Source organism: Pseudobdellovibrionaceae bacterium (assembly GCA_023898385.1).
Taxonomy (GTDB): Bacteria; Bdellovibrionota; Bdellovibrionia; order Bdellovibrionales; family UBA1609.
Genome location: CP060220.1, coordinates 2,197,994 through 2,219,043, shown reverse-complemented (window position 1 = coordinate 2,219,043; position 21,050 = coordinate 2,197,994). Strand labels below are relative to the sequence as shown.

Annotated in this window: 20 protein-coding genes; 14 read left to right on the top strand and 6 right to left on the bottom strand. The window is 46.6% G+C overall.

The annotated features are described in order from the left end of the window. The first annotated feature begins 49 nt into the window (after positions 1-49). Genes H6626_10010 through H6626_09995 form a run of 4 tightly spaced genes read left to right on the top strand, consistent with a single transcriptional unit; the run spans position 50 to position 4,407 of the window. Complete coding sequence (locus H6626_10010; protein ID USN46547.1) at positions 50-988, top strand: polyprenyl synthetase family protein; 939 nt, start codon at positions 50-52, stop codon at positions 986-988. Then, entirely contained in the window at positions 985-2,046 is a 1,062-nt protein-coding gene (locus tag H6626_10005) for a prenyltransferase (GenBank protein USN46546.1), read from the top strand. The genes H6626_10010 and H6626_10005 overlap by 4 nt, the downstream gene beginning before the upstream one ends. Beyond that, entirely contained in the window at positions 2,043-2,720 is a 678-nt protein-coding gene (locus tag H6626_10000) for a class I SAM-dependent methyltransferase (GenBank protein ID USN46545.1), read from the top strand. Before H6626_10005 ends, H6626_10000 begins: the two co-directional genes overlap by 4 nt. Positions 2,721-2,748: 28 nt before the next feature. Next, positions 2,749-4,407 carry a Na/Pi cotransporter family protein gene (locus H6626_09995; protein ID USN46544.1) on the top strand — a complete coding sequence of 553 codons (1,659 nt, stop codon included), beginning with the start codon at positions 2,749-2,751 and terminating at the stop codon, positions 4,405-4,407. Between the two features lie 9 nt (positions 4,408-4,416). Here H6626_09995 and H6626_09990 read toward each other — a convergent pair whose 3' ends face one another. Further along, positions 4,417-5,268, bottom strand: coding sequence for a hypothetical protein (locus H6626_09990; protein ID USN46543.1), 852 nt, complete (start codon positions 5,266-5,268; stop codon positions 4,417-4,419). A 97-nt stretch (positions 5,269-5,365) separates the two neighbouring features. Here H6626_09990 and H6626_09985 point away from each other — a divergent pair, with 97 nt between their 5' ends. From H6626_09985 to H6626_09975, 3 genes are all read left to right on the top strand, one after another. Then, positions 5,366-6,298 (top strand): SpoIIE family protein phosphatase, encoded by a 933-nt coding sequence (locus H6626_09985; GenBank protein ID USN46542.1) that lies wholly within the window; start codon positions 5,366-5,368, stop codon positions 6,296-6,298. Positions 6,299-6,366: 68 nt separating this feature from the next. Continuing rightward, the gene (locus tag H6626_09980) at positions 6,367-7,488 is read left to right on the top strand and encodes a citrate synthase (GenBank protein ID USN46541.1); all 1,122 of its coding nucleotides are present in this window, start codon (positions 6,367-6,369) and stop codon (positions 7,486-7,488) included. A gap of 238 nt (positions 7,489-7,726) precedes the next feature. Then, positions 7,727-8,413, top strand: coding sequence for a PilZ domain-containing protein (locus H6626_09975; GenBank protein USN46540.1), 687 nt, complete (start codon positions 7,727-7,729; stop codon positions 8,411-8,413). A 116-nt stretch (positions 8,414-8,529) separates the two neighbouring features. Here H6626_09975 and H6626_09970 read toward each other — a convergent pair whose 3' ends face one another. After that, positions 8,530-9,684 (bottom strand): integrase, encoded by a 1,155-nt coding sequence (locus tag H6626_09970; GenBank protein USN46539.1) that lies wholly within the window; start codon positions 9,682-9,684, stop codon positions 8,530-8,532. A gap of 249 nt (positions 9,685-9,933) precedes the next feature. Between H6626_09970 and H6626_09965 the strand changes: the two genes are divergently transcribed. The 3 genes from H6626_09965 to H6626_09955 all read left to right on the top strand — a co-directional run bounded on the left by H6626_09965 (position 9,934) and on the right by H6626_09955 (position 13,910). Then, a complete protein-coding gene (locus tag H6626_09965) occupies positions 9,934-11,571 on the top strand; it encodes a type II secretion system protein (protein USN46538.1) in 1,638 nt (545 codons plus the stop codon). A gap of 345 nt (positions 11,572-11,916) precedes the next feature. Next, positions 11,917-12,636, top strand: a complete 720-nt coding sequence (locus tag H6626_09960) for an enoyl-CoA hydratase/isomerase family protein (GenBank protein ID USN46537.1) — start codon at positions 11,917-11,919, stop codon at positions 12,634-12,636. A gap of 104 nt (positions 12,637-12,740) precedes the next feature. Continuing rightward, complete coding sequence (locus tag H6626_09955; protein ID USN46536.1) at positions 12,741-13,910, top strand: ATP-binding protein; 1,170 nt, start codon at positions 12,741-12,743, stop codon at positions 13,908-13,910. Between the two features lie 109 nt (positions 13,911-14,019). On the opposite strand, the gene H6626_09950 is transcribed toward H6626_09955, so the two are convergent. From H6626_09950 to H6626_09935, 4 genes are all read right to left on the bottom strand, one after another. Further along, positions 14,020-14,514 (bottom strand): MerC domain-containing protein, encoded by a 495-nt coding sequence (locus H6626_09950; protein USN46535.1) that lies wholly within the window; start codon positions 14,512-14,514, stop codon positions 14,020-14,022. A 25-nt stretch (positions 14,515-14,539) separates the two neighbouring features. Next, the gene (gene elbB / locus H6626_09945; GenBank protein ID USN46534.1) at positions 14,540-15,187 is read right to left on the bottom strand and encodes an isoprenoid biosynthesis glyoxalase ElbB; all 648 of its coding nucleotides are present in this window, start codon (positions 15,185-15,187) and stop codon (positions 14,540-14,542) included. Positions 15,188-15,285: 98 nt separating this feature from the next. Next, a complete protein-coding gene (locus H6626_09940) occupies positions 15,286-16,128 on the bottom strand; it encodes a hypothetical protein (GenBank protein ID USN46533.1) in 843 nt (280 codons plus the stop codon). Next, a complete protein-coding gene (locus tag H6626_09935; protein USN46532.1) occupies positions 16,125-17,225 on the bottom strand; it encodes a GNAT family N-acetyltransferase in 1,101 nt (366 codons plus the stop codon). The genes H6626_09940 and H6626_09935 overlap by 4 nt, the downstream gene beginning before the upstream one ends. 89 nt (positions 17,226-17,314) lie before the next feature. On the opposite strand from H6626_09935, the gene nth reads away from it, so the two are divergent. The 4 genes from nth to H6626_09915 are packed head-to-tail and all read left to right on the top strand — an operon-like array spanning position 17,315 to position 21,048. Further along, entirely contained in the window at positions 17,315-18,010 is a 696-nt protein-coding gene (nth, locus tag H6626_09930; protein ID USN46531.1) for an endonuclease III, read from the top strand. Further along, entirely contained in the window at positions 18,007-18,525 is a 519-nt protein-coding gene (locus tag H6626_09925) for a DoxX family membrane protein (protein ID USN46530.1), read from the top strand. Before nth ends, H6626_09925 begins: the two co-directional genes overlap by 4 nt. A gap of 29 nt (positions 18,526-18,554) precedes the next feature. Then, positions 18,555-19,604 (top strand): thiamine ABC transporter substrate-binding protein, encoded by a 1,050-nt coding sequence (locus H6626_09920; protein ID USN46529.1) that lies wholly within the window; start codon positions 18,555-18,557, stop codon positions 19,602-19,604. Continuing rightward, a complete protein-coding gene (locus H6626_09915; GenBank protein ID USN46528.1) occupies positions 19,594-21,048 on the top strand; it encodes a hypothetical protein in 1,455 nt (484 codons plus the stop codon). The genes H6626_09920 and H6626_09915 overlap by 11 nt, the downstream gene beginning before the upstream one ends. Positions 21,049-21,050 lie beyond the last annotated feature (2 nt).

The following is a 21,050-nucleotide window of genomic DNA, read 5'->3' as shown; positions in this document are numbered from 1 at the left end:
ATGCAAACAGAGGCTTGTGTGTCCCAGTCCCATCTGTTAAAACCCCGCTATGCGCAACCTTAAAATCTACGATGCTCAAGATTTCCCAGCTTACTTGCCCAAACTCAATGCGCTCTACGACGATTTGTTTTCCCATGGCAAGGGGTTTCGATCAAAGTTAATTCAACGTCTTTCAGAACATTTGTCGCTTTCATCCCAACAGATACACCTATTGGCCCAAACCATAGAGTTTATCCATAATGCATCGCTTTTGCATGATGATCTTGTGGACCGGTCTCATCTTCGCCGAAATAAACCAGCGGCCTGGCTAAAATACACCCCTGAATATGCCGTGTTAGCCGGCGATTACCTATTGGCCCGGGTGATGGTGAATCTCTCTCGATATGGAAATTTAAAGCTGATTCAATACACCGCCGAGATGATTTCTGATTTATTAGAAGGTGAGTGGATTCAGGATTCGTTGATTGAAGATTGGAACGTGGACCTGCACCAATTGGACAGGGTTCACAAACTAAAAACAGCTTCGCTCTTTCGTTGGTGTCTGCGAGCGCCGTTTATTTGTGCCGATAACTACAGCGAACCGTTACACCATTTGCTTGATGAAATGGGCGTGATTTTAGGGTTATTGTTTCAGCGTAGTGACGACCTCTTGGATTTTGATATTCGAAATTATGAAAGGAAAGCCGTTTTAGGCGATTTGAAGTCAGGTTATCTTAACTCCTTTGGGGCATTTTTATCGGCCCAACTCACAGAGGACCGTCGTTCTGAATTGAAAGAGTGCTCCTCGATGGAGGCCGTTTTGGCTTTGGTGGGAGTTGAATTTTTCAATGGTAAATTAGAGCGTTTTGATGAAATCAACTCACAATTAATTCAGCTCTATTCCCATCACCTAGATGCTCTAGCTGATATGCTACCGCTATCTCAACAAGGCGTGAGAACTGATTTAGAGCGATTGCCCGAATTGCTTTATTGGCGAAAGTCTCCATGACAGTGACCTACCGAACGCTTTCTCGACAGGATCAAGACTTTTCTGCTTATATACTAGGTACATTTTCTGAAGTTGAGCGGGCGTTGCCTGTGCCTTCGCTCGGACAAATCGAATCATCTCAACAGATGACCTTTTGTGTGTTGCCCACCAGTGAGCTGAGATCACCATCTGCGCTGATTGTTTTGTCAAAGGCTTGGCGGCCGCAACTTCTATCGTTAACTCTGGGGCCAATGATTGTAACGGCGGCTTATTTGTGGTCGCAGGGATTCTCCATGACTTGGGGAGCTTTAGGGTTAGCGCTATTGTCTGTGTGGTTTTTGCATGGTGCTGTGTTTATGTTTAATGATTTCAGCGATCACGTGCGCGGTGTGGATCGCAGGGGTAAAAATAGTGGCAGCCAAGTGATTCAACGAGGATGGGTGCCGGCCTATCAGCTTCGACGATGGGCCATGGTCAGTGCTGCTGTGGGGGCTTTGATCGGTGTGCCACTTATAATTTCTCAACCTCGTTTCTTGTTGTTGGCTGGACTGGGAGCGGCCGTTGGAGTTTTGGGATATTCATTTAAAGGCCGAGGGTTGAAGTATGTGGGCCTTGGCGAGATCACTGTTTTTTTCTGTTTGGGGCCGCTTCTCACTTATGGTGTGGCCCGTGTAGCTGGAGAAGTCCAAGCTTTTGAGGTTTTGTATTTAGGCACACTATTTGGATTTATGGCCGCATGGGTGCTGTTGACCCGTCAATTTGTCCATCTAATGAACGATGGACAGCTCAACGTAAAAACATTTTTAGTGAGACTGGGTTTTGATAGAGCCCGAGGGGTCCTCATTGCCATTTTAGCCCTCATCACTCTATTGTATGCAGGTAGCTTTTGGTTGCGTCCGATTGACTATAAACATTTTATTTTAACCTTACCTGTTTGGTGGTTGGTAATATTAACGACGCAAGCCTTGGCCGCCAGTCGATCGCCGGTTTCATCATCGATTCGTCAGCTGAAAATTTATGGACTAGCTCTCCATATAGCGGTGAGTGTGACATTAACAATTTTATTTCTTTTGCCATGATGAATTCATCAACTATTTTATTTCGCTCCTCAGGTCGGATGCACGCCACAGCCTTAGGCATGAAGTCGCCGGTTTCTGTATCCGTAGATTTAGTGGGTGGGCCTGTGGGCCATCGATTGAAATCACGGCTTGGGCGAAACGACATCTTGTTTAAGGCATTGGGAGGTCCTTTGGGGCTTACAAAAGTTATCGATGCCACGGCCGGATTTTGTACGGATGCGTTGGTGTTGGCGGCATCTGGTTTTGACGTAGTGGCTGTGGAGAAGAATTCACTGGTCGTGGAGTTGGTGAGAGACGGTATGGTAAGAGCTGCTCAAGCGGGCATTGAAACGTTGGCAAAATGTCTGAATCACTTGAAGCTTGTTGAGGCTAACTCAATACAATTTTTAGAAGCGCTGCCTGTGCATCAACGCCCCCAGGTGATTTATCTTGATCCCATGTTTCCTGATCCCAAAAAGCCGGCAAAATCGAAAAAACAAATGCAGGTATTGCAGGAAAATGATCCGGTGGATGGCGAGTCTGACGTTTTATTGTTGGAGCGAGCACTGCAGGTGGCCACTCATCGGGTGGTTGTGAAGCGGCCTATTAAGGCACCGGAATTGAAAACCGGCTATCAGCACCAATTTAAAGGGAGATCGATTCGATATGACATGTACTTGTGTTCAGGACAATAAATTGATTAGACTGATTTAAGGAAGGCAAATGGCTTTATATTTTTCGGCAAATATTTGGTATCTGATTGTATCTGTCATTGGTGGACTTGGACTTGTCCTATTGGCCCTTCGCTTGCTCTCAGAGTCGCTGCAGTTTTTGTTTGGTGCATGGATTCGCTGGGCCTTGTCGTTTATGAGTAAGAATGTTTTTATTTCGGCCCTGTCGGGCTTGTTTGTGGCCCTATTTGTACAATCGGGTATTGCCACTACCTTTATGGGAGTGGGGTTTGCTGGTTCGGGGTTATTTAGTCTGAATCAATTGATGGCCTTTCTCTTGGGTTCAAATTTAGGAACGGCTTTGACTTCAGTGCTATTTTTACTGCCAAGGGGTTACTTTGAACTTTATTTGCTTGGTGTGGGAGCATTGCCCATGTTTTACGCCCCACAGGAGTGGCTTTCGCAAATAGGGCGAGGGGTGTTTTCGGTAGGGTTGCTACTTTTGGGGTACGGGTTACTAAGTAGTGGATTTACCAATGCGTCGTTGAGTTTTCTAAACCCAGTATATGGACCAAGTAGCGCTCTTTATTGGGAGCTGTTGGTTGTCTCAGCTCTGGTAGCGGCCTTGTTGCGGTCGAGTATTGCCATGTTGGGTTTGGTGATGGCGGCTCTAAGTGCTCAAGTGATCACTGTGCAGATGGCCTTGGCTATGGTTTTGGGTATTAACGTGGGCACAGCACTTCCGGCATTTTTAGTATCACTGGATGTGGGTACAAATTCAAAGCGGGGTAGTTTTTTTCATTTTTTCAGCAATCTGGCTATGGCCGTTGTGGTTTCATTGGCGTTTGAAGATTTTGTTCGGGCCTGTGGTGCCGTTGCTAAAAACTTAGGACATCTACGACCAAGTCTTTTGCTATATGTGCCGATCTCTCATGTGTTATTTAACGTGTCTTTGGTGTTTTTGTTTTTGCTACTGCTCTGGCCCACTCGCAAGGTGATTGAATGGGTGTTTCCAAAGTCCAGTGCAAATAAAGAGCCTCAAAAACTCACTTTGTTGGGGCATTTCACCTCGGTCGCCCCGACGCTGGCGCTCGAGCAAGCGGTTCAAGAAATAAAAAAAATGTCGGCCATGGTCGAAAGCGTTTTGCAGCTCACTCACGAATTGGTGACCAAAGGCAGTCTAGAGTCAGAGCAAGTGGATCGTATTTTTAAATACGAGAGCATCACGGACAAGGTGCACGTGGAGCTCAATGAATTTTTACAGACTGTGATGCAGAGTCGACTTTCGTTAACCCAAAGTCAGAGGGTTCAAGCATTGCTGCGACTCACCCATGAGCTTGAGAGTATTGCAGACAAGTCTCGATTTGTAGTGCACAGAATTTTGGAAATGAATAAACAAGGCCTTGTTGTCTCTACTGACAATCGCAAAAATCTGGCCGTGTTTTTCGAATCGATTCTCGCTGACTATGAATTGGTTTTTGTGCGATTAACGGAAGCTCAATCAGCCTCTGAGGATCAAAAAGAAGATCCATTAGCTAAATTTAATGATGATCGTTACACGTCGCGAGTAACCACAGAACTACTTGGGATGCATAAATTGGTTCAATCAGAGCCGGTGGCCTGTGTGCAGGCCTTGGGCGATATATTTGTGGCATTGGCGCAAATTCGTTTGCACACGCAAAATGTGTTTCAGGCCTATCAGCGTCTATAAAATTTGCAGCTAGTGAAGAAGCTCGGGGCGAGCAGCCATTTGAAAGGCTTGCAGCTCATAGAAGATCAATTTTATTTCTTGCGGGGCTTGGGCCTTATCAGAAAAAGCAAAGTATCGTTTTAAATCATTCAGTGCTTTTTCAGGCTCACCCACGTCACGCCACAAGATGGCTCGTTCCGCCAGTTTTTGAATGTTTGCGGGCTCCAATAAAAGTTTGGCAGAAAGGGTTTTGATAAGGGCCGGTTTATTTGATGTGGCTCGAAATAATGAAGCCAGGCGCCGGAGAAAAACTCTAAGTAGCGCTGGGCCGTCAAGAATATCTAACGGGGAGAGCAGATCAATGTTGCGGCGATGTCCACAGGTGTTGATTTGTTCGAGAAAGTGTTCTTCTTTAAGCGGCTCGCCTTTTTTTAAAAGATCTATGAACACCACTTTGTTTTTGAGTCGAGTTTTTATAATATTAGTGTCGACCATATTGATGATCTCACAGGGGATACCTAAATCCTTTGCCAAATGCTGGTAAAAAATAGCTGCGATCAATGGATGCCCCTGTCGAGCCTGAAACGCCGACGTGGGCAGAAAGTGATTTTCCCCTGTCATGCTATCGGGGTGCACGATATTGAAGCCCCATTCGCAAAAAAACCAGCGATTCAAAGATTCAAAAGAAGGTTCGTCTTTGCTTGTATGGAGAATATGGTCGCGCATAATTGAAAGTTCAAAAAGTAATTCGTGACCCATAGATGTTGGCTGCAGGTAAGTTTCGATTTCAGTAAGCAGGGCAATTAAGCCACCGCTTTGGCCTTTTTGCAGATGAATGAACCCGGCTTGCAGCCGGTCTAAGATATCGTCGCTCTCCCCCACGCACATACCTTTGAGTTAGAGTAGGGACGTTGCGTTTTCAAGAGATTCTGTTGGCAGCTAGCGTTATGTTCTGACCCCATTGATGAAAAGGGGCTGCTTGACAGCAGTCGTCATAGTTTTAACAATAAACTTAATGGCAGACCAATCGCACGACGAACTCAAGGCTCGAATTTCACAACTAGAAAAAGAAGTGTCCCACCGGGAGCAAGACCTCAAAGTGTTTCGCGAGGAGCTGGCCGTGGCGAATCAGCAATTGGAAAAACTCATTGCCGGCATTCAGCATGATCTGAAATTGAGTCAGGCCATACAAAAGGCACTTGTTCCGACAGAATTGCCGAACATTCAAGGTATAGAGTTTTCTAGCAAGTTTGTACCTAGCCCCGTAAAGGGTGGGGATTACTTTGATATTTTTGAACACGAAGATCGGGCCAAGTTTGGAATGATCGTGGCTGGATCTTCAGGGCATGCCATGTCGGCACTGTTGTTGTCGGTCCTGCTTAAACTCACTGGCCAAATGGAAGCTCGAAAAGGATCAGAACCCCACGTCGTGGTGCAATTGATGGTTAACGAATTGGCCCCGCACATAGAGGTGGGCGAGTCGGCGGACGTTTTTTATGGAATGTTTAATCGTCGTGACTTTGTCCTGTCTTATTGTCGGGTGGGTGAAGTGGTGGCCCTCGTTCAAGAGTATGGCAGCGGTGAGTTAAAGGCTTTAACCACTGTGGGTGGACCCATCGAAAAAGGATTTAATGCGGCGCTTGAATCGGCGACGGTGGCATTGAATCCTCGAGATCGCCTCATATTTTGCACTCCAGGCGTGGTCAATGCCACCAATTTACAAGGTGAACCCTTCGGGCAAGACCGACTATTTAAGGCCATACTGAATGCCCCAGAGCGTGGCGTGCATGAGTTGCGCAATGAGGTTTTGTATCAAGTGCAAAACTATTTAGGAGGGCAAGCCCCTCCCCGCGACTTGACGGTGGTCGTGGCCGAGGTCAAAGATCGCGTCATCAAGCTAGCAAAAAGCTGAACAAGCCTTTTACAAGAATGCAATCTCGTGTAGACTGGCTCCGCAGAGCATAGTGAAAGGAAAAGAGCATGGCAGAGATTTATTCGGGCGCAGTAGACCGAGGCCTAGAGGGAGTTGTGGCTTGTACCACGGGGATTTCATCCATCGTTGATGCGACGTTGTGTTACAGAGGCTATACCATTGAGGACTTGGCTGAACATTCTAATTTTGAAGAAGTGGTTTACCTCTTGTGGAACGACCGCCTGCCCACGCCAGAAGAGTTCACTGTTTTTAAAAAAGAACTCAATGGCTACATCATGCTGCCGCAAGCTCAGCTAGAAATTCTAAAGCAAATGCCCACAAAAAATGTGCATCCCATGGCATGGTTGCGTACAGCAGTGTCAATGTTGGCCCTTTATGATGATGAGTCTCAGAGTACCGATTTGGCGGCTCAACAAAGAGTGGGCATGCGCCTCACAGCGAGAATGGGGCAGCTCGTGACACTTTTCGAACGGCTCCGTCAGGGTAAAGACTATTTGCCGGCGAATCCCGACAAGACCGTGGCGTGGAATTTCCTGTACACCTTAACGGGTAAAGAACCCGATGCTGAGTCTGTTAAAGTGATGGACACCTGTTTGATTTTGCACGCAGATCACGAACTTAACTGCTCGGCTTTTGCGGGAAGAGTTACAGCTTCATCATTGAGCGATATTTATTCGGCAGTGACCAGTGCCATCGGTGCTCTAAAAGGGCCATTGCATGGGGGCGCGAACGAGCAAGTGATGCGGACACTTAAATCCATTGGCGATGTGGCCAGTGCTCAGGAATGGATCAAAAATGCTCTGGCAAACAAAGAAAAAGTCATGGGGTTTGGTCACCGGGTTTACAAAAACGGAGATCCTCGTGCGAAGATCCTACGTGGTATGAGTGAGCTGATGACGAAAAAAGCCGGTGAAGCCAAGTGGTATGAAATGTCGGCCATTATTGATAAAACTGTGCAGAGTGAAAAAGGCTTGTTGCCTAATGTGGATTTCTACTCAGCCACTGTTTACTACTCAATGGGCATACCACTAGATTTGTACACGCCCATTTTTGCCACTTCTCGGATTTCTGGATGGTTAGCTCATATTTATGAGCAATTCAGCAACAACAGAATCTATCGCCCTCGCGGTGAATGGGTGGGCAAAACCGGCCTTAAGTATCCTGTTTAAGTCAACGTGGGGTGTCGGGGTAATTTTGAGTGTCATCCCGGCACCATTGATCGATCAGCATGAAAACCTAGTTTTATTCGGAGGCTAAGTGGTTTATAAGGACAAAGTCTCTGTCCATCCACTGTTCACAAAATAGTCAAAAAATTCAAATAAAAAAAATTTTATATTTTTTAGCATTCCCCTCTAAACGTCTGGAAAAATCTGCCGATAAGAAGGAATTGGGATAGGGAGGGCCTTCATGCAAAAAATTATTGTGTTCAGTGAGTCTCGCTTTCATGCCGAACAAATTCGAATGCGCCTGGAAGCTAAATTGCCCTACCAAATTGAATCTACCTTTAATCGAGTGGGCTTAATCAACGTCCTTAACAGTAAATGTTTTAATCTAATGATCTGTCATGCTCGACAGCTCAGCGATGAAGGCTATGAACACTTAAAAGAACTTACCGATGAAGGACACGTCTTCCCGATTATTCTAATTACAGAAAAAAAACAGCTACCAGATACTTACAATGCATTTGATATGCCTCATCTTCATGTGGTGCAAGAACCCGTAGAAGAAAAAACCCTTTTCGGATTGGCCCGCAAACTAGTGGTTTCAAAAAATATTCCACAACAAAAATTCAGACGTTTTCGCACCAACCAGGTGGCTGAAGTGGAAGCCATCATGGAAGGCGATTCACTTTCTGGCAATATGTACAACCTTTCAAAAGGGGGTGCCTATTGTGAGTTTGACGGCCCCAGAGTCTTTGCTGTGGGTGATTTGGTGCGAATGAAAATCAATTTGGCCGACATGAAATCGGAACGCCTCATGAATGCCAAGGTGGTGTGGACCACAGTCAAAGGCCGCACTTCAGGCCGACCAGGCGTGGGTATGCAATTCGTTAACGCCCAAGATACGTACAAGTATCTGATCGATCGGTTCTAAAGCACCTTTAGGCAACACTGAGGCAACACTTTCTGGATCTCAGCCGGCCCCTGTTTGAACTGTCATATTGACCCATTTACTTGAGTTACTTTCCTGCATTCTGTCATTTCGTCTGGTCATGATGCGTTCCTTATGGGTTTGAAGTTCACTAGCTTGAAGAAGCGATTGACCTTTCTGTCGAGAGCTTCCTTTAACGCAAAGGGATTGAGGTTGTCGTATTGCCGCTTTAGACGAGCTTTCACTTCTGAGGATATGGTTGGTTCAGCCATGATTCGGTCATAGGGTGTCATTGGTTTTGAGTATTCTCGCTTGTACTTTGAACCTATTCTTGTCTTTCTGATTAACTTCATCTGCGGCATAAAATAGTTTTGCAACTGTGACCACTCATTAGCGTAAATGTCGTTCATTAACTCTATGAGTTCTTTTTGGTCTATTCTATGGTAACCAAAAAGCTGCCGTACATGAGTGTAGTTCTTCTGCTCAACATGGCACTGATCGTTCTTGCGGTATGGACGACCACGCTTTATCTTGTGTGCCTGGCCAAGTTGAGACATATAGTTGAGCAGCTGGTGATTCAAGAACTCAGAACCATTGTCGCAGCAAAATTCTTTAATTTTGAACGGAAGATTTTCTTCGATATTTGTAATACCGTTGACCACTCCTATGCCTGACTTACCCCATTGGGCTCGCACTTCTGTCCAACCCGTCTTAACATCTGTTAAGGTCAGACTCCAGGCAAAGACTCCACTTAACGAGTCGCCACAATGAGCGACTGTATCCGCCTCAACGACCCCAGCTTCATGGACGTTGTGATCCAGCGGCTTAATCGGGATCCTGTTTTTAAAGTAGTCACTGCCAGGCCTCGTGCCAGTATTGTTTTTTCGCTTAAGTTGAGCTTTGTAGCTTCGCAAGTAGCGGTCTATCGTACTTGCCCCCATGCTCATCAATTCTTCCTTTATCGCATCGCTGCAGTGGTTATAATCTTTTAACCACCGTGGCAGTGCCGCCCGCATCCGTTTAGAACACATTTGATCCATCTTCAGCCATACCTTTTTCAGATGGATTATGGCTCCCGCTGAGTACTTCCGCTTTCGACCAGGGTGGCTCTTTCGTTCACTATCAGGCCGATTCAAAGCCCTAATCACAGATTTTCTATGCCAACCAAAATTAAGACCAACCACATCAATAATTTTTTGCTTTTCTTGGTAAGAAGTAACTTGGTAACTCTGTCTCAAAAGTGTTAAATATTGATTTACAGCTCCGCGATCCATCGGTGGTTTCCTCCGTTGTTTCAATGCCTTAGCAATCACAGTTGTGGTAACCGTTATTATGAGGCAGCGGAGCTGTTTTTCACAATACCAAAGTCTCGATAGTAACCCCTTAAAATAACTAGTAACTCTCATTTTGAGGCAATTCGCTGTCTCAATTTCAGAAAAATTTCTTCGAAAGTGGGCGTATTTTATTCAAGTGATCTGGCCTTATGACGATAAGATAAAAGGTGGGATAACCGGGGGATAAGTATGTTTGCCAACAAAAAAATTAATCAGTCAGGTATGACCTTAATTGAGATCATGGTCACAGTGGGAATCATGGGCATCGTGATTGCCGGAACGGCGTCAATGATGGCTCAGATGTTGCGCGGTCAAAAGACCATCGAGATGCGACTGGCTGTACAAGACCTTCGCGAAAATGTGCGCAGTTTTATTGTGAATGAAGAAGCCTGGGGTAAAACCGTTGAAGATCTCAATGTGAATCAGGGCGGCACTTGTCTTGCGGATGCTGCCAGTGGTTACGAATGTAAAGATGTCGTGGATGCGGGTCAGGCCATTCCCCAAATTATGGATGCCGCTGGCGGTGTGAAGTATGAATCCACAGCGGGGCCAGGCAATGGATTCACGGCGACAGGAGCCGCGTGTGATGGCACGATGACGCCCTATCCCTCATCCCAATGTCCGATTTCTATGGACATCAGCTGGAAACCCGATGCATCTGCGAGTTGTGCAAACACGGGCTGTAAAAACCCAACGGCTGTGATCACTGTGGACTTCACCTATGACCCTGGTGACGCCAAACCCGTGCCCTTTAACATCAATCGATTTGATATAGAAATTAGAAAACCTGGTGTACCACTCACGTTGTCATTTAACTGTGCCTCGGTGGGCGGAACTTTTGATCAAGCCACACAAAAGTGTGTAGTGGATACTGATCCCCAGCAAGTGTGCAGCACCATGGGTGGTCAGTATGATGATAAAACCCAATCTTGCGACATGGGAATAGTGCCCGGCCCCACCGCTCAACAGACCTGTGCAGAAATGGGTGGTACTTATAACGACCAAACCAAAAAATGTGAGTTTGGTACAGATCAAAAAACAGTGTGTGAGACCGTGGGTGGTACATTTAATGCCACCACGGGCAATTGCACGTTGCCCACACAGGTGGACAACAGCATAGAAACCACCTGTGAGTCTCTGGGGGGTAAATACAATGCCAGTAAAGGCACATGTAACTTAGGAAACCCAGCTAAAGATTCATGTTTGGCCTTGGGCGGAACATTCAACAACGGTCAGTGTACTTTAACTCAATTAGTGGGTGACTGTCCCCCAGGACAAGTGGTTGTTGGCTTTACCGATTCAGGCGCACGCCGCTGTGCCAGCCTTCGCTCCATGACCGGCGGCGCTTGTCCCGCCGGTGAAGTGTCTGCGGGATTTAAAAAAGATGGAACTCAAATATGCCGATCTATCGTTGCCAGCATTGGAAACTGTGGCGTCAATGAGTCTTTTAGAGGCTATGACAACTCTGGAGCAATTATTTGCGAGCCGGCAGGAGCCAACTTAGAAAAGTGTCCCACAGGCGAGGCTCTTCGAGGTTACAGAAATGACGGAACAGCAATTTGTATCGCAGCAAGTGGAGGCAGTGGTGGAGGTTCTGGTGGGGGCGGTGCACTTGATGGGCGGTGGGAAGTGACAGCGATGCCTATGCAGGCTGGTTCGATGGGTCAACTTTGTTCAAATTATACGATAAATGATAGCGGTTGTGGTCTCTCCATGATAGGTAGAAAGTCAAATACGAGTTGTCCAGTTCAGGGAGATGTCCGATTTTGTTGGTGCCAATCGAACTTTAAACAACCCAAACGAAGATTTGAAATTACATGTAAATAAATGCCTAGTCGTCAGACAGTTGGCGGGCTCAATTAGCATGTTTTTAGAAGCAAAAACGATTGCAATAGAGGGCGGCGGTTGATCGTGCTGTATTCAGGCTATTTTTCTCAAACGTAGATCAACAATGTTATGAATCACCAGCAAGCCACCGGGCCAGGGAGAGCGGGGCGCGCGGCCCCCTTGCGTCCTCCCGATGTGCATGGCGTATCCGGGTTGCGGCACGAAGTGACGCAATCCGAAGACGACATGCGGCCACTCGGGTCGGCGCAAGGGGGCCGCGCGCCCCGCTCTCCCTGGCCCGGTGGCTTGTTGGTGCCTAGTGGTGGAATATGATACTGTCTTCGCATGGCTTTAAACTTCGTGAACAAAAATCAGATTCTTTATATCACTCTAGATAACCTTAAATACGGCAATAGCTTCGGAATTGAGGAAGCCAATAGGCTACGTGATGGGCTCGATACATACTCAGGCCATTCACTGAAGGGTATTATTTTTGGCTCTAGCTCACGCCGATTTTTCTGCGCCGGAGGCAATCTGTCGCATTATTCAAAGCAACAATCGAGGGAGGAAGGCATCGCCGACAACCAAGTGATTGCTAAAGTACTAGATCAGTTGAGCCAATGGCCGGGGCCCACAATCTGTGTGGTGCAAGGTGATTGTTTGGGTGGTGGTATGGAGCTATTGAGTACGTTTGATCATGTGTTGGCTACGCCTCATAGCTATTTTGGTTTTTGGCAACGGCGAATAGGTCTCACCTGGGGTTGGAAAGGGGGTGGCCGTTGGTTGTCTCGCATACCCATGTCCACCTTGCGATCGCTCTCGTTGGAGGCACGCTCCTTCAGTGCCTATGAGGCGCTTCGGCTCGGGTTGATTGATGGGATTGAGGGGGAACATTCCATTTATCAGGCGGCAGAGGCCTGGGTGATGCAACAAAGTTCGTGGCCCCAGGAGCCGATTGCCGCAATCAAAGATTTTGATTCAAAATCAGAGCAAGGCCGATTCCAAGATCTTTGGTGGAACCCCTCCCACAAAAAGGCGCTTCAGAAGTTCAAAGACAAAAATTAGTTGAGGCGATGCCCATTCATGAGGGAGATCGCCCCAGCGCAGCTTAGGCCTTTTGGTCTAGATCGCTTTGACAATTAAGGAATCCTAATACATAATAGCCAAGTATGTGGATTAAAAGGGATATTTCGGATAAAATCGTAGAAAGCCGCAGGGCAGTGCAGATCATTCGAGGCCCCCGGCAATGCGGCAAAACCAGTCTCATTTTGAAGTTGGACCCGTCTTTTATAGAGGTGTCCTTGGACGACCCCCAACTCCGAGAGCTAGCTAACCGCGATCCTGAAGTTTTTTTGAGTCAATTTCGTGGAAGAAAGTTGTTTATAGACGAAGTTCAGTATGCCCCAAATTTATTTCCATCCATCAAGCGGCAAGTGGATTTATGGAAAAGAACGAACCAATCGCAACAAACATTGTATCGACTAACTGGCTCTAACCAAATACTTTTGGACAAGAATGTAAAAGAAAGTCTTGCCGGAAGAGTCAGCTACTTTGACATGAATACATTATCGATTCATGAAATTCGTAAACACTTAGACGTTCCCATTCAAACCATTTTGTACCAAGGAGGCTGGCCTGAGCTTTACGCCACAGAAGGGATTAACGCCAAAGACTACCTTGACGATTACATCAATACCTATGTGGAAAAAGATATTGTCCTGTCTGCAGGGATTCAAAAGCGAGCTGAATTTTTGAAGTTTCTTCGTCTTTTGGCCGGACGGGTGGGGCAGTTGGTCGATTACGCAAGCCTGGGTAGAGAATCCGGCGTCGAAGCCAAAACCGCCAAAGAGTGGCTTTCTGTGCTTGAGCAAATGAATTTGGTATGTGTGACGCAACCCTATTCGACCAACATGTCCTCTCGATTGGTGAAAGCGCCAAAGGTTTATTTTATCGACACAGGTTTGGCGGCTCGCCTTCAGGGTTGGAGTTCCCCCGGACCTATCCTTACGTCTCCTCAGCAAGGTGGGCTATTTGAGAATTTGGTTTACTCAGAAATTTATAAAGCCATAAATAACTTTAGGTTAGATTGGAAAATTTATCACTGGCGATCCCGGGACAATGAGGAAATAGATTTTCTTATCGAAAAAGACCCAAGTACTTTTTTGTTTGTAGAAGCGAAGGTCAGTGTGCAAAGAACACCAAACATTTCAAAATATAGAGAAGTAAGGCGTGTCTTTGGTGAGTCGATACCTGAGGTGATCATTTGCCATCAAGAAGGTGACCGAATTTTAGAAAAAAACGTACCTGTTGCCCTACTCGTTGATCGTTTGCTTGCTTGACTCTCGAGTTTCCACAGCATTGATTGTTAAACTAATTTGGATTGGATTGTATTGTATTGTATTGTATTGTATTGTATTGATCACAAGATTGGAGCTTTCTGCAGCAAAATCAATGCATCTCTTTGACGCGGCAGCACTGGCGCCCCAACTTTTGGTTCAGCCGATGCCCAATGATTAAAAATATTCCCCCGGCAATGGCAAAAAGTGTGGGCCCATAGGCGCCAATTGCCATGGTCGTCGCCGAGTGGTTTATGGCCATAGTGGCGTGATGGGTGGTCCCATGATGATGGGAGCTCTGCCCGTGATTTTCATGGGTTTGATGATTAGACAAGACAAAATGCCCAAGGCCCACTAGCAAAACTCCTGTACCCATCCAAACTCCTGGCCGAAGTGAGCGGTGCTTGGTGAATCTCCAAGCAAACGCCGCCGATGCCAATATCAGCATCAAAAGAAAAAGACCAAAATGCACTTGCGGGTTATGGTTAAGCCATTGAAGGCCCAGAGTCGGAAGGGCTGCGAGCAGTATGGGAACCACCGTGCAGTGAAAGATACAAACACTGGAAATGAAAACTCCTAGGCGATCAGAAACATCTTCTCGAGTCACATTGACCTCATTATTAAAAAAACATCTAAGCCATTTCCACAAGTTCTCGAACGAGCTTTTGAATGCCGGTAAAGACTTCGTGTGGTTTAGCGTCATACATGTAAGCCGGAGTGGTGATGACCTTTGTTTCGCGGTCGGTGACATAATCATCCACAGGGCAATTGACGTGGACGGCTCCGGTTTTTTCAATCTCGCGCGAAGTTTCAACGTCATTTCCAATGGTGACCGTTACTCCGTGAGATCCCAAAACTCGAGCCACTAAAGCGGGCGCAATGCAGATGGCACCGATGGGTTTGTTTTGCTGGTGAAAATCTAAAATGGCTTTTTCCACTTGCGGGTGCACTTGGCACTTAGCCCCTTTACTGGCCCAATCACAGAGATTTTTGGCAGCCCCATAGCCGCCGGGAAAAACAAGCGCGTCATAATCGTCCACATTCAATTGGGTTAAATCAGCGATTTGACCACGAGAAATACGAGCGGACTCAGAAAGAGTATTTCTCCTTCCCAGCGGTTCGCCCGATAAATGATCCACAGCCTCAAAATCAACGGATGGGGAGAAGGCCTTGTAGTTGGCGTGGCTCTCAGACAGTGCAATCAATGTACTCACAGCTTCGGTGAGTTCAGATCCATCTTTAAAACCGCAACCCGACAACACCACGGCTATCTTTTTCATAGGAACACCTCCAAGGGCCTTACCTTTAACAAAAGACGGCGTTCTCTCATAGGGAGATTAATAATCTTTGCGGCGCATTAGTGGAGGCCAAGAGTTGATTACTGTTCAAAGTCCTTTAAGGCAAAACATCGGCTGACATAGTAGCTGCGGCCATCAAGGGATTCTAAGTATCGATAGCACTCTTGCACCACAGGAAGGTGCTCTTCACCGGTCATTAAATAGGGTATTTGAGGGCTGAAAACTTGCGACACAGAGTAACGTTGAAGCTCTTTCTCGCCTTGCCAAATGACCACATCATAAGACACCTCGGTGGCGTCCAGTTGGCAGCCGGGCAACCCCCGACAATCAGAGGAATCAACGATGGGTCCAGGGGGGATTAGCTTAAAACTTCGGGTGCGGAGATTGTGATAGGTGTCTTTGAGTTCATCGGCACTGGCGTGCAACTCAGACATCTCTTTGATAACCGACGACTTTTGGTTTTGGCTGGAGAGTTTAAGAGCGGCGAGAGCCTGTTCTTTTGAGATGTCGATGATGTCGTCCGTGATGGTCACAACGGGGTCATCGCCTTGAGTGAGGTCTGTTTGTGTATGTTTTATGACGAGCCTGATTTTTTCACTGTCTTCTTCTTTTTGAATGAGTTCGCGTTCTGTGGTCGCCAAGAGATTGACTGAACCAATATCCACTCTCACGTTACTCTCATAGTAAACTCTGGCCCCGGTGTCTGCCTGCAAAACGGAATTGCCCGAGAGGGCTTCAATAAAGGCCGTGGCAATAGCATCGGGTGTGGCCTCGGGCCCAAGCGGAGCTTGTATCTCTTCAAGTTCAGGTGTACAGGCGGGGCCGATGGCAACAAGGATGACTGCGACAATGATAGAGGCAATTTGAATTCCCGCTAAGAGAATAAAATCTTTTTGTAATTGTGTGCGGACCGATTTGATCATACAGAATCCCATCCCCAAATCCACATGGGTATTGGCAGAACTTGCTCGAGTTTTCTTACAGTTTCTAGTTGAAAAGCATCAATGTGTGAGGCGCGAAGCGGGCCAAACAACAATTGGGTCAAGTGCGTAATTTTTTTTGTTCTCAAAATATTATTGCCAGCTCCTAAATAGTAGCTGTGACTTTCAAGATCTTCTCCGATCACAAAGTCATTGATGCCAATAGAGTGGGCATATCGTCGAAGTTTTGTAAAAACGTTCTCGGTATTCATAAGGCGAATCATTCCAAGATGCCCGAATATGGGGCTTAGCCCTCGGTCACGCATATTTTTTATCAGGTTTGTGGAATGGCCGGGGACGATCATAGTTAAAGCTCGCCCTTGTTCTCTGTAAATATGCGACAAAAGGGGGAGTAAATCTTTAAGGCCGCCTCCCCACTCATGAATATATCCTTGCAAATCAGCGCCTTTGCCTTCAACGGCATAGGCCAGAAGCTGGTTGTCTTTGTTCCACGCCGTGTAAATACGACTATCTGGAATCTTTAAGAATTGTCGTATGTCGTTGACGTTTCTCATGGAGGTGACGGTGTGTGCTCCATATAATTTCAAAAGTGCTTCAGGCTGGACTTGAGGGGAGTTAAGAACTTTTATTTGAGTGTCAAAAGGCGCGGCGAGCTCCCGATCAATAAGAAAACTAACCTCTGAGCCCGCCAGTTCAAAATCCATTCGTCGGTAGAACTCATAGAGGTCTGTCCATAGAATTGAAAAATCGCAACCTTGTGATTCTGCCAGCTGCAGACAATCTTTGAGAATTTTTTGACTGAGTCCTTGGCTTCTGTAGTCGGGGTGAGTGAGAACGCTGCCAATGGCCGCCACCCGAAACAAACCCACCTTTGTTTTAATAATTAGGTATTTCACCACCGCATGAGAGATGACTTTCGGACCATCCATGATCACGCGAATATTGGATTGGTTGCTTATGCAAAGCGAGTTGGGATATTCGTCCCTGATAGACCATTCACATTGTGGTCTTAAATATCGATCTAAAAATTCTATGACATCGCTAAGCTCAGATTCTTTGGGTGCTCGCGGTCCTTCCATAGGCATCCCCCTTTTTTTATTTTACTAAGGAAAGGGAGTGGGCTACATCTGACCCTTGGTCGAGATTCGGAGTTTTCCAAGGAGAAATTGTGGCAAAAGGTCTAGAAAAAACTCGAAAAACCTCAGCAAAAAAAGTCACGAAAAAGGAAAACGCTGAGGCAAAACAGCATCGAGTGGACGCCATTTTACGCCTATTGAAGCGGTATTATCCCAATCCCGAATGTGCCTTGCATCACAAAAATCCTGTGGAGCTTCTGATTGCCACTATTCTCAGTGCACAATGTACAGATGAACGTGTGAACCTGGTGACCAAAAATCTATTTGCCAAATACACTTCGGCCAGAGCGTTTGCTGAAGCCGATCTTTCAGGCCTAGAAGAAGACGTCAGACCCACGGGCTTTTTTCGCAATAAAGCTAAAAATATTAAATCCTGCTGCCAAGATCTTGTGGATCACTATGGTGGAGAGGTTCCGCAAGATTTAGAACAGCTCGTCGCGCTTGCAGGAGTGGGTCGAAAAACAGCCAATGTGGTTTTGGGCAATGCCTTTGATGTGGCCTCTGGCGTGGTGGTTGATACCCATGTGGGGCGCCTGAGTCGGCGTCTGGGGTTGGTGGCGTCAAAAAACCCAGAGCTGATAGAAAGAGAACTAATGAAACTGATTCCCAAAAAGTACTGGATTGTATTTTCACATTGGTTGATCCAGCATGGGCGTCTTGTTTGTAAGGCCAGGAAACCTCAATGTGAGGTGTGTTTTCTTGAGGAGCACTGTCCGAAATTGATTTGACACCAGTGGATGGCGTGCCGGAGTATGGTCGCATGGGCGTGGCATTTTTAGAAAGTATTAAATATGTAGGTCATCTGTTTCCGGTGGCGTTTTTTCGAATTTATGTCGGGTATTATTTTTTTCACGGAGCCCTGGAACGACTGGAGACTGGATATTTGAGGGAAGCTCACTTGGCCGGCGCAGTGCAAGAGTGGATTCCTCACACCACGGCGGCAGAGTGGTACATAGATCTTATACAATCCGTCATTGTGCCTTATTGGCAGGCCTTTTCGTACCTTTTGACGGGCTGTGAATTTTTCATTGGTATTTCCTTTATTGTGGGCTTTTTGGTCCGTCCTGCGGCGTTGATTGGAATTTTTTTGTACCTCAACTTCGTTTATGCCGATGTCCAGTCGCTCGGAGATCTCACTGAGGTGTATCTTGCCGTATTTGTGATGATGTTTTGGCTTGGGGCAGGGCGCTGTTTGGGTTTTGATTATTTCTTTTTTAAACGCCAGCGAGGCATCTGGTGGTAATTTAAGCCGAGCTATGATAATCGGCTGCTATGCGAATTAAATCCATAATCATATTAACTTTATTGGCCGCGGTCATTTTTGCTTTTGGACTTTGGAAGTTTAAAAAAGACTCCCAAGGAATGCGTGAAAGTGCGCCCATTGAAAGAAACCTCACCGTATTTACTTACCCCAGCTTTATGAGTGACTATGGACCGGGGCCAAAACTGAAAGAGGAATTTGAAAAAAACTGCCACTGTAAAGTTCGTTATCTCAATGCGGGCGATTCAGTGATTATGCTGCAAAAGCTTAAAATAAAATCAAAATTGGCGGCTGATGTGGTGATCGGCTTAGACCAATTCACTCAAAACATGGCAGCAAGTGAGCTGGAGTGGCTTCCCCTAGAAATGGCATCAGATGTAAAGTGGCGAGAAGAACTTCGTGGAATCGCAAAAGATGTTTTTATACCCTACGATTGGGCACCAATCACATTTATTTATCGCAAAGGCGAGTTGCCAGAGCTGCAGTCCTTAGAAGATTTAAAAAATGCAAAATATATAAGTCAACTGAGCTTGCAAGACCCTCGAAGTAGCACGCCAGGCCTGCAGTTTTTGTATTGGTTGTACGCCGTCTACGGGTCAGAGGGAATGTTCACTTACCTGAAAGAAATCCAACCCAGCATACAAAGTATTTCGCCCTCTTGGTCAGCTTCTTATGGGCTGTTTAAGCAGAAACAAGCGGGTCTTACCCTGTCTTATTTGACATCACCACTTTATCATTGGCGCGAAGATGGCGACCGTAGTTATCAAGCGGCTGCAATCAAAGAAGGTCACCCGGTTCAAGTGGAGTTTATGGCCGTACCTAAGCGCTGTAAAGAATGTGACTTGGCAAAAGAATTTGTGCGCTACTTATTGGAACCACCGTCACAAAAAATTATTGCGGATCACAACTTTATGTTGCCAGTCATCGAGAACGTAGAGAGCGATCCCTTGTGGAAGGATCTGCCGGACCTTGAAATATTGCCGGCCAATCGTTGGGAAGAATTTCTAACCATGCAAGATCAGCTGCTGCAAAATTGGGTGCAGGTCAGTCGTGGCCAATAGCCCATATTGGATTCGCTTTGCCATCGTTGTACTTCTCATATCTCCCTTTCTTCTTATTGTTGGTTTTGTAGATCATTGGCGTTGGCCGCTGTGGTCTGAAGCGGGGCCCGTTTTTTATTTCACGTGCCTTCAGGCTTTTTTAAGTGCCGCAGGAGCGCTGTTGTTCGGCAGTCTCGGCGGCCTTGGACTCTTGTTTCTTGCAGACCGTACTTGGCGAAGGGTCTTTGAGCTATTTCTCATTTTGCCAAGCCTTGTGCCCACATTATTTGTTTTGGTTTCGCTCATGGGAGTGGCCCAGGAGGTGGGGCTTAAGTTGTTCGGTCTGTGGGGGATTGTAGTTGTTCACTGGGTGATCAATGTGGGTTTGGTAGCGGTAGCTGTGAGCCGAATGGTCGACTACAAATTGGGTGGCATGTTGGAGTTGGCATGGATTGAAGGGGCTACCCGACTGGATTTGTGGCGTGCAGGCCTATGGGGATATTTGCGACGTGATCTTGCGTTGCTTTTTTTATTTTTGTTTTCCGTGAGTTTTACAAGTTTTGCCGTGCCACTGATCTTGGGGGGCGTTAAGGGAACAACCATGGAGGTTCTCATCTATAACAAGATGGGAATGTCGGGCGCCTTGGGAGAGGCTCTCGTGTTAAGCACTTGGCAAACAGTTGTGTTGTTGGCGTTTGGTTTTTTGTTGTCTCGACAAACTCAAAGTTTAAAGTCTCGAAAATTGAGAACAGACCTCATACATTGGCCTTGGGGGATTTTATTTCCTCTGTCAGCGGTTTTGGTGGTGGTTATGGGGCAACTGGTAGCTAGCGGCGACATCGGAATTTTGTTGCATTCAGGTTTTAAGAATTTGTGGCCTGATGTTGCAGGAACATTGGCCGTAGGTTTTTTGGCCGGAGCGTTTGTGTTTATCCTCCTAGCTCTGGTGGTTTATTGTTTGCCCCACAGTCGATTTCAAAGTTTTCTAGTGGGTTATGCGGCACCCAGTGCGGCGGTAACTGGTTTTGGTTTATGGCTGATCAGCGGCGATGATGTAGGAACGAGTTTATTGCTGATCGCTCTGGGAGTGGCGATTATCTCTTTACCTGTGATGTACCGCTACAATGTGGACAGCGCCTTTACGCCCCTATTGGGCCAGGTGCGTGCGGCCAGAACCTTAGGGGGTTCATGGTCAATGATCTTTTGGAAGATCACGCGGCCGCAGGTGTCAGCGGCTATTGGCTTAGCCGCAGGGTTTACAGCTTTTTGGGCCACGGGTGATTTTGCTTTATCAAGCATTATCGCACCCGAGGAGTTGACCGTGGCGCTGAGGGCGAAATCTCTGTTGGCCTCTTACCGGATTGAAGAATCAGCCCAGTTGGTTTGGGTGATTCTAATTTTAGGCGGAGCTTTATGGGGCCTGTTTGTGACGCTGGGGCGAGTGTTCAGCGGTGTTAAAGGGTAATT